This is a genomic window from Streptomyces sp. TSRI0281, from assembly GCF_001905125.1.
GTDB lineage: Bacteria > Actinomycetota > Actinomycetes > Streptomycetales > Streptomycetaceae > Streptomyces.
Map to the genome: position 1 here is coordinate 1 of NZ_LWLE01000037.1, position 15792 is coordinate 15792.

Below are 15792 nucleotides of genomic sequence, written 5' to 3' on the forward strand. Positions count from 1 at the left end.
CCTCTGGAACCTCAAGATCCCAGTCTCCAGGTGTCCACGATCAAGGGGAAGCTTCACAACTCCGTAGGCAGAGCAGTCAGACATCGACTGCCCACGAGTACCCCTCGATACGCCGACCGACACCCGAACTGCGCCATCCGCGCTACGGCACAGCCACATCCTGCCCGGGCAGCACGACACCCCGATAGCGGACCAACCGCCGCCCCCCACCTCGGTCCCGGTCTCCTCTCTCCGCGCCCCCGGGCTCTCACCTCGGAAATACCCGCATGAGTTCACCATGCGCGCCGCCTTCCATGCGGTGACATCATGAGCGCATGGAGAGATCGTCGCGTCCGCCATGGCCGGGCCGAGAGCCGAACTCGTCCGCCCGATACAACCGGATGCGGATACGGACTCGCTGTTCGTGGTGAAGGCAAGACACTCGATCTTTACGAAGCTCCTCTTCCCTACCTCCTGTCCCCGCTCGACGTGGGCCGCCATGTCATTCTTTGCGGCCAGGTCACGAGCAGCGCGTGCTCTATTCCGCCCTTGACGCACACGTTCGTCATCTGCAGGTAGCCATTCCCGAGAACGCCGTTGCCCATATCCACAGGAACCTCGCTGATGCAGCCCTCCTCATAATGGAGCGCGACACGCAAGGGACCGTCACGACAGCCGAGACGGTCGAGCTGTAGTGCTCGCGGATGGGAATGGCTCTCACCTTGCCCCAGCGGCAGCGCCGTCAGTCGGCGGATTCCGGGACAGCCCTTCGTCAGCAGTCCGATCACCCACCCACCCTCGCCGCCTATCCGCAGGAGTTCTCGTGACTGACCGAAAGCACATCCTGAGCGGCCGTACAGCCGTGGTGACGGGGGCCGCACGCGGCCTCGGAGCAGCTATCGCCCGGGAGCTGTCCGCGCGAGGCGTCCGCATGGCCCTGCTCGGTCTGGAGAAGGACACACTCGCCCGGACTGCCGCCGAACTCCCCACAGAGTCACAGCACTGGCACGTCGATGTCACCGACGACGGGACGATGGCCCGCGTCGCCGAAGAGGTGGGCCTTCGGCTGGGCCCCGTTTCGGTCGTCATCGCCAACGCCGGAGTGGCGGAGGGAGGTCCGTTCGCCGACTCCGATCCGGACAGTTGGCGGCGTGTGATCGAGGTCAACCTCGTGGGCAGCGCGGTCACCGCGCGGACGTTCCTGCCGCAACTGCTGCGCACGCGCGGTCACTACCAGCAGATCGCCTCGCTCGCATCCATCGGCGCCGCGCCGATGATGAGTGCGTACTGCGCTTCCAAGGCGGGCGTGGAGTCCTTCTCGCACTCGCTGCGCGCGGAACTGGCACCCCGCGGGGTCAGCGTGGGAATCGCGTATCTGAACTGGATCGACACTGACATGATCCGGGATGCGGACCAGCATCGTGTGCTGCGCGAGCTTCGGGCCCATATGCCTCCACCGGCACGCAAGACCTATCCCCCGGAGTACGTGGCCCGGCTGGTGGTCGACGCAGTCGAGCGGCGGGCACCTTCCGTATATGTGCCCGGCTGGCTCCGGAGTGTCCAGGCGGTGCGCGCCGGTCTGCCGGGACTGGTCTCACTGCTGACACGCCGGGACCTGGCGCGATCGCCATTCGAAGCGACGGGGCTATTGGGGGCCGGCGGACGCGCAGCGGAGGCAACCGGACGATCGCGGTCCTGACACCCGGGCCACCGCTTGTGACAGCCCGTCTGCACACACGTACGGATAGGACACGCCGACTCGGCGTCGGTGACGAGGCCGCCGGCTGCGCGGCCCGGCTGAACGGGTCCTGGCTCGGATCGCGCTCTCGCGCAGGTGCTCGCGGGTCGCGGGTCGCGGGTCGCGGGTCGCGGGTCGCGGGTCGCGCGGAGGATAGGCCACCGTCCCGTCGACAGATCGTCCCGGGGGCGGAAAGGCGAAGCCCGAGACAGGGCCGTCAGCGCACAGGGGCACGTCACCGCAGCCCGGATCGAGGTGACATACGACGGCGAGATGCGCATGAATGGCGGCTCCTTCGCAGGCTACCGCTCGCCCCTCGCTGACCTGTCCGACCCGGCACGCAGGGAACTGACCGCCTGGCCCCGGGCACTGGGCCGCCATCCGCCCTCAAAGGCCACCGCGGGCCGTACAGCCTGGACGCGGTATCTACCCCTGACGGAATTCTGTATGGGCTGGAATGCAACGTGCGGCGCACCGCGACGACCACGGCCCACGCCCTGGTGAGCCGACTGGCCGGCGCGGGCCACCCCATGCCCACATGGGACACCGGCACGACAATCGCCGCCTCGCCGCTCTCCATCGACATGGCCGTGACACGCCTGGCCGAAGCCGGACTCGGCTTCCGGCCCGGCGACGCCGAAGGCGTACTCCTCTGCGTCGACCACCCGGCCAACGGCAGCGGTTGGCGCTGCACAGCCCTTGCCACCGACCACGCCCGGCTCACCGAACTCGAAGTCGGGCTGGCCGCGCCACTCGGTCACGAGGACCTGTGAGCCTGGAGCGCGGCCGGGGCAAGGCCGGCGACGAACACGCCCGGCTCGGCCCGTATGCGTGGCAGCTGTGCTACCTCCGGTCTCGCCGCGACTGGTGACTGGAGCGAGCACCCGCCGCCCGAGGTAGTCCTCGATCGCCTTCGCCAACCTACTGGGTAGGCAGGCCGCTGGGCAGCGTGTGCTGCGCTTCCTGGACGGCACGCTGCGCAAGCACGAAGACGTTCTGGTCGGGCTGCGCACACGGATCGTCCGCGTGCGCCGCACCGTTGCCGCACTCCCCCGCAGAGCGAGGGCGCCGCCGCAGCCCGGGCGGCAGACGAGAGCTCCTGTCGTCCCAGATCGCCCCGGGCCGGCACCGGCAATGGGCTTCCCGGTACGGAACACCGGCTATATCTGATGTCTGATGCCCATACCCGGTCTATTTTTCCGGAAGGCTGTGACAGCCATGCGGGAGCCGCCTACTACATCGAAACGGGTCGATCATGTCCTCCGCAGAGGAATTCCCCGAGTCGGCCGCCGCCAAGGCCGGCACGCTGGCCGACCTGGACACGAGCCTGGTGACGTGCCGCGCTTGCCCGCGTCTCGTGGCCTGGCGCGAGGAAACCGCGCTCATCAAACGTGCCGCGTTCCGCGGCTGGCAGTACTGGGCGCGCCCGGTGCCCGGGTTCGGGCTGGCGGACGCGGCCATGGTGATCACGGGGCTGGCGCCCGCCGCGCATGGCGCGAACCGGACCGGCCGGATGTTCACTGGTGATCAGGCCGGCGACCTTCTGTTCGCGACGCTGCACGAGCTCGGTCTGGCGTCCCAGCCCGTCGCGACGCGCCGCGGCGACGGGCTGGAGCTGTACGGAGTCAGAGTCACCGCGCCCGTGCACTGCGCGCCGCCCGCCAACAGCCCCACGACCGGTGAGCGCGATACCTACCGCCCTTGGCTGGCTCGGGAGCTGCGGCTGCTACGACCGACGGCACGCTCCGTTGTCGTGTTGGGCGGCTTCGGCTGGCAGGCTGCCCTGCCGGCCCTGCGGCAGGCAGGCTGGAAGCTGCCTCGTCCACGCCCCGCATTCGGACACGGCGTACGGGTGACGCTGGCGCCCACGGACGGGCCCCGAGCCGCGTTGACGGTTTTCGGCTGTTACCACGTCAGCCGGCGCAACGTGTTCACCGGCCGCCTCACCCCGGCCATGCTGCGCGACGTGCTCGTCGACGCCGCTCGTACCGCCGGGCTTCCCGTCGTACGGCCAGGCTCGGGGTGACCGGGCCGGGCTCGGCCGACGGCCGAGGGTTCCGGAAGCCCGGTGTTGGTCAATGGGCGGCTCTGCGGCCCTCGGCGCCGTCAGCCCCTCGTGAGTCGGAAACGGTGAACACGGTCCCTCGGGGTCGCAGATCACGAAAACCGTGTCCGACGAGCCCCCGGGCCAGGTCACCCGAGCGCACGGCCCGGTGGGCACACCCGGGACGGCGGTGGCATGTTTCGGACGGGGACCAGTGGCAACCCGGTTGTAGGCCGTGCCGCATCGCTGTTGCCGGTGCGGGCCATGTGCGCCCGGAGAAGAGACGTGAGAGCCAGAAGGAGAACGCCATGCCGGCAGGTTCCAATCGCAAGCGCGAGCGTCAGTACGAGCACGTGAAGGAGAGCGCCGAAAAGCGCGGCGAGCCGGAGAAGCGCGCGAAGGAGATCGCCGCCCGTACCGTCAACAAGGAGCGTGCCCGCTCGGGTGAGTCGAAGACGGCGAGCAAGACGTCCACACAGGACCCGAAGTCGGCCTCCCAGCGAGGCGGAGAGCGCTCGCACAAGGGGGCGCAGGGCCGTACCAGGGACCAGCTGTACGAGGAGGCCAGGAAGAAGAACATCGAGGGCCGCTCCACGATGAACAAGGAGCAGCTCCGCAACGCGGTGAGCCGCTGAGCCGCTCGGGCCGCTGCCTGCCGCACGAGGTCGCGGCCCAGCGGTCGGCATTCAACGTCCACCCGCCGACCGGCCGGCGGAACAGGTCACCGAACCCGAGGTACGAACCGCAGACGAAAGATCGAGGAATCACATGGCTGTTGCCACGTACTGCCTGGTCGCGCTGGACTGCCCCGACCCCGAGGCGCTCGCCACGTTCTATCAGGGGATTCTGGGCGGAGAGGTGAAGCGGGGAACCGACGACTGGTACGACCTCTACGTCCTGGGCGGGGCTCGCATCGCCTTCCAGCGTGCCCCCGACCACCGGCCGCCCGAGTGGCCCCGAGGTGACCGGAACTCTCAGCAGGAGCATCTCGACTTCCATGTGTCGGACATGGAACGGGCCCACCGGGAGGTGCTGGCGCTGGGGGCGGAACCTCTGGACGTCGACGACCGCCGGGGGGAGCGTGGCTTCCGGGTCTTCTCGGATCCGGCCGGGCATCCGTTCTGTCTGTGCCGCCAGTGAGCCGCGGCCCACTCGGAACCCCAGAGATGCGATCCCGGAGGGTGGCGCGCCCCGCGCAGACAGGCTGGACGACAGCTAATGAGTGACCACGACGTGAGCAAGCGGAAGGTGCTGGTCATCGTCACCAACTACGGCGTCGAGCAGGACGAGCTCGTTGTCCCGCTCGACCACCTGCGCGGGTGGGGCGCTCAGGTCGATGTCGCAGCCGTGACGATGGACGCCGTCGAAACCCTCGTCGGTGACAAGACGCCCGGCAGAACTCTGGACCCCGACCTGACACTGGACGATGCCGATCCGGCCGGCTACGACCTTCTGCTTGTACCAGGTGGGACGTTGAACGCCGACACACTCCGCATGCAGAGCTCCGCCGGCCGGATCGTGCGCGCGTTCTCCGCAGCCGGCAGCCCCGTCGCGGCCATTTGCCACGGGCCCTGGGTACTGGTGGAAGCCGACGTCGTCAGAGGGAAGCAGCTCACCTCCTACGCCTCTCTGCAGACCGACATCCGCTACGCAGGCGGCGACTGGGTGGATCAGCCGGTCGTCACGGACGAGTCCGGCGGCTGGAAGCTCATCACCTCACGGAACCCGGACGATCTGGAACCGTTCGTGCGGGAGATCGACGCGGCAATTGCCGTCTCCGGCCTGTCCGGCCCCTGATCCTCATCGGGGCCTAAAGGCTCTCCCGTAATCCTTGGTGGATCAGGGCGGCGTCAGATGCGGTGCATCGCGAGGCGGAGGGTCGTCCGCATACTGGATGTATTCGGCGTTCCGACAACGCCGCGAGGTGGCGTAGCTGTCGTCGCGCGCCCGCCGGAGATTACGGGACGTGCGTGAACGATGAACAGAACAGCCACCCGAACACTCTCCCCCGGGCACCGAACCGCCCCAGCGATAAGATGGCCGAAGCACCGGCGCGTTATCGAAGGGGCCGGGGACGGTCGGGGACGGTCGGATGCGCCCGCAGCGCAGTGCACGGGGCCGACGGCGCCGACTTCGCCTCGACGCCGAGTGGTTCGGCTCCTGCCCGAGACCGGCCACACCAGGACGCCATCCCCTGGCCGGCGCCTCACTGAACGCGGCGCGACCTCTCAGGAGCGCTCTTTTCCTCGCCGCCGTCCGCGCTGTCGTCCTCCCCTGGCACGTAGACATCAAGCACCTTGATGTTGATCTCGACGACTTCCAACCCAGTCATCGTCTCCACCGCATCGGTGACATGGACACGGATCCTCTTCGCGGTTTCCAGAATAAGAGTTCCGTACTCGACCACGATGTCAACGTCGACGGCGGCCTGCTTCTTTCCCACCTCGACCTTCACTCCGCGGCCCGGGTCGTTGGAGCGGGACACCTTGTCCTTCATCGCTCCCATGGCCCGGGAGGCTCCCCCGCCGAGGGCGTGAACCCCATCGGTCTCACGCACCGCTATCCCCGCGATTGTCGAGACGACGGTATCCGCTATGACCGTTGTCCCCTTCGTTCCGCCCGACGATTCGTTCGAACCGAGTGTCATTCCGTTTTCACTGCCGTTCGTCGCCATGAGTACCTCGTAACGAGAGTTCCGTGAGGGGTGAACCGGAAGTGGCAGACGTTTTCCGCCGCCCGCGCCCACGTCCCCTTCCACGGTGCTCCAGGATCCAGACATACGCCATTCGAGTGCCCAAGCAGCGCAGCGCATCCGTGTCCGCCGCCTCTTGGCCCCGACCTCAGTCCGGGGCAGGGGGCCAGGGGGCCCGAGATCGAGATTGCGGCAATGACCGGCCTGCTGGAATCACTCGGCCCGAACTGGAGAACCGCAGCCGCGAGACGGCGCCGGGCGTCGAACCGGCAGGTCTCCGGGACCTCGCAGTTGAACGTGCTGTCATGGACTTCGGAACGGTTGTGGGAACCGAGTTCGGTGGCGATGCCGCCCCGCTCGATGACGCCGACGCGCACGTGGTGCTGGGTGAGTTTCTGCCGCAGCGACTTGGTGAATCCGTTGACGCCGAACTCGGTCAGGTTGTATACGCCGTAGCCGTTGTCGGCGCGGCGGCCGGCCACGGAGCTGATGGTGACGGTGCCGGCCCCCCGCTGCGGATCCTGCTCGGCGGCCTGGGGGAGGCGGGCAGGACGGCGTGGGTGGTGTTCAGCAGTCCCTGCACGTTGATCTTGACCATGCGGTCCCACTCCTCGACGTCCGTGCTGATGACCGAGCCGAGGTATGGATGAGGATCCTCGACCGCCTGGAAAGCACCGAGCCCCGCGGCTCCTGTGCGTGGACCCGCGTTCCAGGGGCTGGTTGCCCAGGTCAGGGACAGCACTCCCGAGTGGGCGGCAACATCTGTGACGCCGTCCACACCCGCACCAAGATCGGCCGCACACCCCAATTGAACGAGGCGGCCCCCGACATGTGGGGCCGAGCTCAGCGAAACGGACACGGCCGGACAGGACCAGACCCGCCCGGCGGCGAACGAAACGACCGTCACCGACTGGGACCCCGCCTCCAAGCAGCCGCTGTTCAAGACAGCAGCGGCCTTCCTCACCCTCATCGAACGGGGCAACCGGGTCCAGGCCGCCCCCACTTCCCGGTGTAAGAGGGCAAAGAGCCTCGGGCAGTGTACTCCCGGGCTGGGGGCACCAGCGGTTCAGGGGCGCAGCAGGGTCTTGATCATCCCGTCCCGCTTCGCCTGGAAGTCCGCGTACGCCTGCGGCGCGTTCTCCAGCGGCAGGTGGTGGGTAGCGAAACCGTCCACGCCGAGGACGTCCTCGTCGGTGAGCAGCGGCAGGATGTCCGGCACCCAGTGCAGCACGTTCGCCTGGCCCATCCGGAACTGGAGCTGCTTATCGAACATGCGCAGCAATGGCAGGGGGTCCACGGCCCCGCCGTACACGCCGGAGAGTGAGACGGTCCCACCACGCCGTACAAGATCGATCGCCGCATAGAGCGCGCCGAGCCGGTCCAGACCCGCCTTCTGCATGAACGGCTGGGCCAGCGCATCCGGCAGCAGCCCGGCCGCCCACTGGGCGGCCTTGGACACCGGGTTGCCGTGCGCCTCCATGCCGACCGCGTCGACCACCGCGTCGGTGCCGCGCCCGCCGGTCAGCTCACGCACCGCGTCCCCGAGATCCTTCTCGTGACGGCGCAGGTCCAGACAGGTCACGCCGTGCGCGGAGGCGCGGTCGAGGCGTTCGTTGACAAGGTCCACGCCGATGACAAGACCAGCGCCGCGGTGCTGGGCGATCCGCGTGGCCATGTCGCCGATCGGGCCGAGCCCGAGGACGGTGAGCGAGCCGCCGGGCGGCACCGCCGCGTACTCCACAGCCTGCCAGGCGGTCGGCAGGACGTCGGAAAGATAGACGAACCGGTCGTCGGACGGCCCTTCAGGCACCTTGATGGGCAGGGCGTTGCCGAACGGAACCCGGAGAAACTCGGCCTGCCCGCCCGGCACCTGCCCGTACAGCTTCGTGTAGCCGAACAGGGAGGCGCCGGAACCGTACGCGCGCACCTGCGTCGTCTCGCACTGCGACTGCAGGCCCCGGGAGCACATGAAGCAGGTGCCGCACGAGATGTTGAACGGGATGACGACCCGGTCCCCGGGGGAGAGAGCGTGTACCTCCGGGCCGACGTCCTCGACGATACCCATGGCTTCGTGACCCAGGATGTCGCCCGGATCCAGGAACGGCCCGAGGACTTCGTACAGATGCAGGTCCGAGCCGCAGATCCCGGTGGAGGTGATCCGCACGATCACGTCGTCGGGCTGTTCGATCCCCGGGTCCGGGACCGTCTCCACCCGGACGTCCCGCCGCCCCTGCCAGGTCAGAGCACGCATGGTGTCCGCCTCCTCGATTGTTCTTCGGCCAGTGACGTTCACAGCCGTGTATCCGAAGTGGGCACCCGCGACCAGCGGTGGTGTCACCGGCCGGGCCTTGGAAATCCGGCGGCGCCATGGTGCGGGCCGCCGGTTCCATCCCCCTCGCGAGTCGAGTCGGGACGGGAGCCTCCGTCGGCCGGACTGTCCGCCGCCGCCTTGCCGCCCGGGGATGGGCCACGCCCACGCCCCGGTGCGCCACTCCGGCGCACAACACCTGCGCGAAGGACGCAACGCAAGAAAGCGCGTGCGGTCATCGCGATGCCCACCACGTTGACCTCGACATCCGCCGCCACAGGCTCGGATCCGGAGCCCAGAGACGGGCCGGCCGCTGCGATGCCCAGTTCCCGATCACCACCGGGGGAGAGCCGAACCGGGACCGTACGCACGCGGCTGTGTCCTCCATGGCGGCCGCACCGCTCACACCGACGGCGCACCAGCGGGCGGCCTCTTCGGCAGGCTCGGCCGCCGTCCTCGCCAGCTCCTCTTCCTTGAGGCCCAGCAGCGCCACCCGGGCGCCGCGTCGCGCCAATCGCCCGGGCCATTGCGGTACCGAGACCGCGGGCGGCTCCGGTCCCGACGGCGGTACGGCAGTCCAGGGGGCTCGCAACGGGCATGGCACCTCCACTCAGCGAAACACGCCGACGCCCCTAACAAGGATGCCCCGGTCCTCGTCGGGGTGCGCTCCGGCAGCCGGCCGAAGTCCGCGACGGCTGATGTCCCCGCGCGGGAGTGCGAACCTGGACCTAGCGTGGGAAGGCACGGTGAGGGACGCGACACTTCGGACGACGGAGGAGCGCATGGCTGTACGACACCGGTTGATCAGAAAGCCTCCCGCGGACGTCTGGGAGGTCCTGTCCGACGTCGAACAGTACGGCCACTGGGTCGTCGGTACCTCGCGGTCCGAGCAGGACGAGGGACAGTGGCCGGAGCTGGGGGCAGCCCTCCGCTACGAGATCAAGATCGGGCCGATCATCCTCCACAACCGAACCGTCGTGCGCCGCAGCGAGCCGACCCGCGTCCTCGAACTGGAGGCGGACAGCGGGCCTCTGGGGACGGCGAGGATCGCGATGGAACTGCGGCCCTGGGGCGAGCACACACTGGTCATCCTCGACGAACACCCGCTGCGCGGGGCGGGGGGCGCTCTGCACAACGGCCTTATCGATGTCGCGCAGCAAGTGCGGAACCGCGCGATGCTGGGCCGCCTCGCCCGGTTGTGCGAGGGCGATGAAAACCCGCCCCGCACGAATCCCGGGCGCCCGCGACCGCGCAGGGCCTGAACCCGCACCTCGCTGGATCCAGCCCCTCCGCCGAACGGGGCGCCAACCACCGAGCGGGGAGTACGCCATGCCGGACGCCGTAGTGATCGGGGCGGGCCCCAATGGGCTGGTCGCGGCGAATCTCCTGGCCGACGCGGGCTGGAGCGTTCAGGTCCTGGAGGCTCAGGACGAGCCCGGAGGAGCGGTCCGGCACGACCGGGGGGTCGACCCCGAGTTCGTCAGCGACCTCTTCAGCGCCTTCTATCCCCTCGCAGCCGCCTCCCCTGTCCTGGCCGGCCTGCATCTGGAACGTGAGGGGCTGAGCTGGAGCCACGCCCCGAAAGTGCTCGCCCACCCCTTGTTGGACGGTCGCTGCGCCGTTCTCAGCCGTGATCTGGAGGAGACGGCCGCGAGCCTGGAGACGTTCGCCGCCGGGGACGGGGCCGCGTGGAAGGAGCTGCGGGAGGTCTGGGAGACGCTGCGGCCCGGCATTCTCGACGCCCTGTTCACGCCGTTCCCCCCGGTCCGCGCCGGGGCCCGGCTGGCGCTACGGCTGCATGCGGCGGGCGGGTTGCGACTGGCCAGGACGATGGTGCTGCCGGTACGGCGTCTGGGAGAGGAGGAGTTCCGCGGCGAGGGCGGCAGACTATTGCTCGCGGGCAATGCCCTGCACGCGGACCTCTCACCGGAGGCGGCGGGCAGCGGCGGCTTCGGCTGGCTCATGTCCATGCTCGGCCAGACCTACGGCTTCCCCGTTCCCACTGGAGGCTCCGGGGCACTCACCTCCGCACTAGTCCGCCGACTCGCGCGGCGCGGCGGGATTGTCCGCTGCAGGGAGCAAGTCAGCGAGGTCATCATCCGCGGCGGCCGGGCCATCGGGGTCCGCACCACGAGTGGCGAGGCGGTGCAGGCCCGCAAGGCGGTCCTGGCCGATGTGTCCGCGCCTGCGCTCTACGGCTCCCTGGTGGCCGAAGAACACCTTCCCGGGCGGCTGCTCGCCGACCTGAAGCGTTTCCAGTGGGACTTCGCCACGTTCAAGGTCGACTGGGCGTTGAACGGCTCAGTGCCCTGGGCCTGCCTGGGGGCCGCGCAGGCCGGGACCGTCCACCTCGCGGACGGCGTGGACGGCCTCACCCGCTTCGCCGCGCAAATCGCCATGGGCCGCGTTCCTGACGAGCCCTTCGCCCTCTTCGGGCAGATGAGCACCACTGACCCGAGCCGCTCGCCTCGGGGCACCGAGTCCGCATGGGCGTACACGCATGTACCGCATCGGGTGCGGGGAGACGCCGGGGACGCCGGGCTGACCGGTTCCTGGGATGTACGAGAACAGGAGACGATGGCAGACCGCATCGAGGCGCAGGTCGAGCGATATGCCCCGGGCTTCCGCAACTCGGTCAGAGCCCGGCGCATCCTCGCCCCACCCACGCTGGAGAGCCTGGACGCCAACCTGCATGGCGGCGCCATCAACGGCGGAACCACGGCCATGCACCAGCAACTGGTCTTTCGCCCCTCCCCCGGCACCGGCCGCCCCGAGACACCCGTCCGCGGTCTCTATCTCGCTTCCGCCTCCGCGCACCCGGGCGGCGGCGTCCACGGAGCCCCGGGCTCCAACGCCGCACGGGCCGCTCTGCGCCGGCAGTGCACCAGCGCCCTGTCCCACCTCCAGAGCCGGCTGACACACCGCGACCGCAAGGGGCAGCGCTGAAGGGCCAGGCCCTCACATCCATGACGGTTCGGGCGGGCGGGAGGCCGCCAGGCCCCTCCCCTGTCGCACACCGCACTCTCGCCGACAACTTCCGACAACAAGAGGGAACAGCCGCCGCCGTCGGAGGCGAATGGGTCGGCGCGGCCGCGGCGGCCCGCCGCCCCGCCGCCCCGCCCGAAAGGCTCACGGAGTCCAGCGGACCGCTTCTCGAAGTCGTCCGGATCGTCGGCGGGACCCCGCGAAACTCTTCAGCGCCATTGCCTTGGAACACTGTTGAGCGACCGAATCGGGCAGGGACACAGCGGTGTGCCTTGGAGGCAGGACACGGCTCAGGACTTGGCGGCGCCGCTCTTCTTCGCCGACCGCTTGGCAGCAGGCCTGCGAGAGGGGGCTGCGGCTTTGGCCGCCTGCTCTTCGGTTCGCGCCCCAGCCGTGGAAAGAGCGCCGGAGCCGCTCTCCAGGTGGGCGCGGACGAACCACTGGAACTGTTCCAGGGAACGGAGATGCTCGATGAGAACGTCCTCGGTGACGGGATCAACGTCTCCCGCCTTGGAGACCGCTGCACGGTGTCCGGTGATGATCCCCGTGTACACGAGGTCGAGGGCGCCGAGGTGCGCGAGGGCATCGGCGCGGCCGAGGCTGTAGTCGTCCCAGGTCCGTTCGGTGACCAGGGCCCCAGGGGTACCCTGCGGTTCGCCGCCCAGCGCGGAGATGCGCTCCGCGGTGTCGTCCGTCATTCCCCTGACCGCTTCGGTCTGAGGGTCAAGCATCTCGTGGACCGCGATGAAGTGCGGCCCCACCACGTTCCAGTGAATGTGCTTGAGAGTGAGCGCCAGATCATTGAGGGCGTGCAGACGCATGCTCAGCAGCGAGATGAGCTGCTTGCTGTCCTTGGTACTGAGGCCGGGCACGGTGTAGCGGGGGGTGCGGTCCCTGGGCGCCATGAGAATCCTTTCCTGCAGTGTTGATGCCATCTGCTATGCCCCCCGGCATAAGATTCGTAACAGGGCGCGCCGACAGAGCTCGCGACCGGCGGGGCCCGACGCGACCAGGTGGGACCGGTGCCCCGTCAGCACCGAAATGCAAGATCCGGACCAGGTACGGGCCAACAAAATTTCCTGCCACGCACTTTCAGCCGTCTCTGCAGGTCACAAGCGGTGGACGCCGTGCACCAACAGCAGACGAAGAATTTCCTCGTGTCGTACTCGCCGAAGAAGCTCGGCTTCTTCTAGAGGCATGAGAAAAGGTGCCTGACCTGGGCTTTCATCGGTCAGGCACCTTTTCCTCGATGCGGAAACAACCAAGAACGGAACAGCACCTCGATGCTCCGGCCCGCTCGACGAGCACACTCCGTGGGATCCACACCCGAGTAAAGCCAGCAGGAGATTCCAGCATGTCGCAGGTCATAGGACCGCTTGGCCAGGCCGGAGGCCAGTTCGACCCGGGTGAATACGTGCTTCCGGGCTCGCGACCATTACGCCGTACGCAGCAGCGTCCACGTGTCCCGCCGCCGACAGACGCCACGGCCTCAAGACCAAACAGCTCGTCGCCGAAGAACCGGTAGCGAACCAGGTCGATACTGCGCCGATGCTCACGCACCGCGTGCACGCCATAGCGTGTGAAGTCCCCGGCCATGCAGATCAGCCGCGGGCCGCTCCAAGCACTTCTGACGCAGCCGTTGCTCCGAGCCGATCGCGGGCCAGTTGCTCAACCTCAGCCCGGTGGTCCATCAACCACGACAGGTAGAACAGCCCCTGGTTCATCACACCGGCGCCCATGCCGCGGTTGTACTCGACGACGACCGGCGACCCGTTCTCGTCGAGACCGAGCGAGTCGATCCGACCGCCGTGGACCGGCCCGGTGCCGTACTCGCTCGCCAGGAATCGGACGCCCAGCAGCATCTCCATCCGCGCCTCGACGAGGCACTGCACATCTGCCTCGATATCGGCGAGACGCGGCGCAACCTCAGTCACGCCGCCTTTCGTGTGGAACAGCTTCAGGCCCGACCCTCCTCGACTCGGAGTCCGTGACCAGCGCGACCCACACGTGCCCAGCGGGCCGGATGCCTTACGGGGGAGGCCCGATTCAGGCACGTCTGGAGCCTCGGGTCTCTGACGGGCGGGCAATGGAGCGATCAGACGGCAGGGACCCTAATACGTGTGGTCGGCCTTCTCCATCAACTCGTTGAACAGACTGTTCACCGGAGCGACCCGGCCGTGGGTCGGACGGGTAGCGCTTCCGCCGTTTCCGCGAACCATCCCTGCATACTGGAGCCTCGACTGAATTCCGCGAAGACGCGGCCGGAAATTCGGCTGCAGTCCGCGTCCTTGTAGGGATCGGCGCTTTCCTGGAATCCCTTGGGGGTCGGGGCTGGAGGAGAGCGCCTGGGGCGTGTGTTCCGCGTTCCCGACAAGAGCAACTGCTGGGGTGACGGGGGCGAAGGTGAGCGCGGCGGTCAGCATGAGCGCCGATGTGACTACGCGGGGGGACTGGGCATGGGATGACACTTCCTGGGAGTTCATGGGGCTCGGCGGGGGTCGGCCCACGGCGGTGTTGATATTCGAATGCGGAGCGGCGGGGTCCGTCCGAGTGCCATGGAATCAGCCTTTTTTCATCACCAGGTAGGTCTCGTTGTCACGAGAACTGGCCCAGTAGGTCCAGCTGTTCCAATTCGACGCATGCGTCTTGTCGCCCTTAACGCTTGCGCCGAGGTAGCAGTTCGATTTCGTCTTGTTCTGGATGTGCATGGTGTCTCCGTACTGGGCGAATTGTCCGACACTCCCTTTCATTTCGCCAGCAATGTGCACATTGCAACCCGCCAGGAAGTTGGTCGAGCTGTTGATTTCCAACGGCTGACCGTATGGTCCCAGCAGTTTGCGGATGCGGACGAGCTTGTCTGCCGCGACTGCTTCAATGCCACCATTCGCCACGAGTTTCCCCGTTACAGTGACATCATTTTTGGCGATCAAATTACCTGCCAGATTCACGGGGTGTTTTGAGTCGATGTATTCGATTCCGCTGCTGTTGATGGTGAGGGGCCCGGCCATTGGGCCGCGCAAGTCGCGAATCCGGACGCAATGGTCTTCGTGGATCGCTTGCAGGTCTCCGTTCGCGATGAGTTTTCCCGTTACCGTGACGGAGTCGGTGACAGATACGGGACATCCGGCCAGGAAGTCGGTCGAGCTTTTGATTGTCAGCGGCATGCTCGATGGTCCTTGCAGTTCGCGGATGCGGACGGACCGGTCTGTCGCGACCGCTTCCACCTGACCGTTCGCGATGAGCGTGCCGTCCACTTGCAGTCCGGTGAGGCGGGGGTTGTTGACGGCGACCGTGGCGGTGAGCGTGTGGGTCGTCTCGCCGAGGCGGCAGTGGAGGTGGAAGGTGGTGTCGCGCGTGACGGTACCCTTCCAGGTGAAGTTGGTGATGTTGGTTTCGGCCTGTCCCGTGGCGGGCGTCGCGCCGGTGCCGTGGGCGATGTCGTAGGTGAGGGTCTGGGGGCCGGTCCAGTACAGCGTCACCGTATTTCCCGCGTCCACCTCGGGCGTGGTCGCGGCGAAGTCGCTGACGTTCTGTGCGGGTACGGCCGGGCGCGGGAATTTCGTCACGGTACATTCGTCGCGCTGCATGCTGTACGAGCCGGTCGTGATTCCGGCCATTTCCGCGATCTCGATCGTGGCGATGCCGGGGCGCGTGTTGATGTGCAGGCCCTTCAGCGTGAGCTGGACGCCGGCGGCACCCACTGTGCCGCCGGAGCCGGAGGGCGGCACGGCGAGGAAGACGCTTTTCGCCGGCTCCCAGGTGACCGTCCAGTTGTCGGGACTGCTCCCCTGCCCGCCCTGCACGCTGACCAGGTCGTGGGCTCCGCTGCCGTACGGCACCGCGAACTGGATGTCCTGGCAGTGGACGGTCTCGTCGCCGGGCGGGGCGATGAGGATGTGGAGGGTGGAGGTGGGGGTGCCGGCGTTCAGCGAAGCACACAGGGGGTAGGGGTCGCTGACGATCGTGTAGTCGAGCAGAGTCCCGCCGGTTTCCTGCGTCACCGGGTCTCCTTCTCTGGTGTGAGTGGGGGCGGAATGAGTGCGGGG

13 protein-coding genes and 2 pseudogenes are annotated in these 15792 nt (G+C 68.1%); 9 read left to right on the plus strand and 6 right to left on the minus strand.

Going from position 1 to position 15792, the window contains the following annotated elements; all coding sequences use genetic code 11:
• Positions 1-313: 313 nt before the first annotated feature.
• The 7 genes and pseudogenes from A6A29_RS47335 to A6A29_RS39005 all read left to right on the plus strand — a co-directional run.
• Positions 314-674: pseudogene (locus A6A29_RS47335) on the plus strand (isochorismatase family protein); the annotation flags it as partial.
• A 128-nt stretch (positions 675-802) separates the two neighbouring features.
• Positions 803-1678, plus strand: coding sequence for an SDR family oxidoreductase (locus A6A29_RS38980; RefSeq protein WP_073728188.1), 876 nt, complete (start codon positions 803-805; stop codon positions 1676-1678).
• A 503-nt stretch (positions 1679-2181) separates the two neighbouring features.
• Positions 2182-2490: a peptide ligase PGM1-related protein gene (locus tag A6A29_RS38985; RefSeq protein WP_073728190.1), complete on the plus strand. Its 309-nt coding sequence runs from the start codon at positions 2182-2184 to the stop codon at positions 2488-2490.
• A gap of 482 nt (positions 2491-2972) precedes the next feature.
• Complete coding sequence (locus tag A6A29_RS38990) at positions 2973-3743, plus strand: uracil-DNA glycosylase (protein ID WP_073728192.1); 771 nt, start codon at positions 2973-2975, stop codon at positions 3741-3743.
• Between the two features lie 326 nt (positions 3744-4069).
• Positions 4070-4396 carry a plasmid stabilization protein gene (locus A6A29_RS38995; RefSeq protein ID WP_073728194.1) on the plus strand — a complete coding sequence of 109 codons (327 nt, stop codon included), beginning with the start codon at positions 4070-4072 and terminating at the stop codon, positions 4394-4396.
• A gap of 133 nt (positions 4397-4529) precedes the next feature.
• Positions 4530-4901: a VOC family protein gene (locus tag A6A29_RS39000; RefSeq protein ID WP_073728196.1), complete on the plus strand. Its 372-nt coding sequence runs from the start codon at positions 4530-4532 to the stop codon at positions 4899-4901.
• Between the two features lie 78 nt (positions 4902-4979).
• On the plus strand, positions 4980-5558 hold the full coding sequence (locus A6A29_RS39005) for a type 1 glutamine amidotransferase domain-containing protein (RefSeq protein WP_073728198.1): 579 nt from the start codon (positions 4980-4982) through the stop codon (positions 5556-5558).
• Positions 5559-5967: 409 nt separating this feature from the next.
• On the opposite strand, the gene A6A29_RS39010 is transcribed toward A6A29_RS39005, so the two are convergent.
• The 3 genes from A6A29_RS39010 to A6A29_RS39020 form a co-directional block, all read right to left on the minus strand.
• The gene (locus tag A6A29_RS39010; RefSeq protein ID WP_073728200.1) at positions 5968-6435 is read right to left on the minus strand and encodes an Asp23/Gls24 family envelope stress response protein; all 468 of its coding nucleotides are present in this window, start codon (positions 6433-6435) and stop codon (positions 5968-5970) included.
• A complete protein-coding gene (locus tag A6A29_RS48285; protein ID WP_443333370.1) occupies positions 6405-7256 on the minus strand; it encodes an SDR family NAD(P)-dependent oxidoreductase in 852 nt (283 codons plus the stop codon). Before A6A29_RS48285 ends, A6A29_RS39010 begins: the two co-directional genes overlap by 31 nt.
• Positions 7257-7519: 263 nt before the next feature.
• Positions 7520-8704, minus strand: coding sequence for an alcohol dehydrogenase catalytic domain-containing protein (locus A6A29_RS39020; RefSeq protein ID WP_073728204.1), 1185 nt, complete (start codon positions 8702-8704; stop codon positions 7520-7522).
• An 839-nt stretch (positions 8705-9543) separates the two neighbouring features.
• Here A6A29_RS39020 and A6A29_RS39025 point away from each other — a divergent pair.
• Complete coding sequence (locus tag A6A29_RS39025; RefSeq protein WP_073728206.1) at positions 9544-10023, plus strand: SRPBCC family protein; 480 nt, start codon at positions 9544-9546, stop codon at positions 10021-10023.
• Positions 10024-10090: 67 nt separating this feature from the next.
• Positions 10091-11707, plus strand: coding sequence for a phytoene desaturase family protein (locus A6A29_RS39030; protein WP_073728209.1), 1617 nt, complete (start codon positions 10091-10093; stop codon positions 11705-11707).
• Between the two features lie 329 nt (positions 11708-12036).
• Here A6A29_RS39030 and A6A29_RS39035 read toward each other — a convergent pair whose 3' ends face one another.
• From A6A29_RS39035 to A6A29_RS39050, 3 genes and pseudogenes are all read right to left on the minus strand, one after another.
• Complete coding sequence (locus A6A29_RS39035) at positions 12037-12651, minus strand: Dps family protein (protein ID WP_073728211.1); 615 nt, start codon at positions 12649-12651, stop codon at positions 12037-12039.
• 559 nt (positions 12652-13210) lie between these two features.
• Positions 13211-13614 (minus strand): annotated as a pseudogene (locus tag A6A29_RS39045) (DUF5655 domain-containing protein); the annotation flags it as partial.
• Between the two features lie 693 nt (positions 13615-14307).
• The gene (locus A6A29_RS39050; RefSeq protein WP_073728213.1) at positions 14308-15747 is read right to left on the minus strand and encodes a hypothetical protein; all 1440 of its coding nucleotides are present in this window, start codon (positions 15745-15747) and stop codon (positions 14308-14310) included.
• Between the last annotated feature and the right edge of the window lie 45 nt (positions 15748-15792).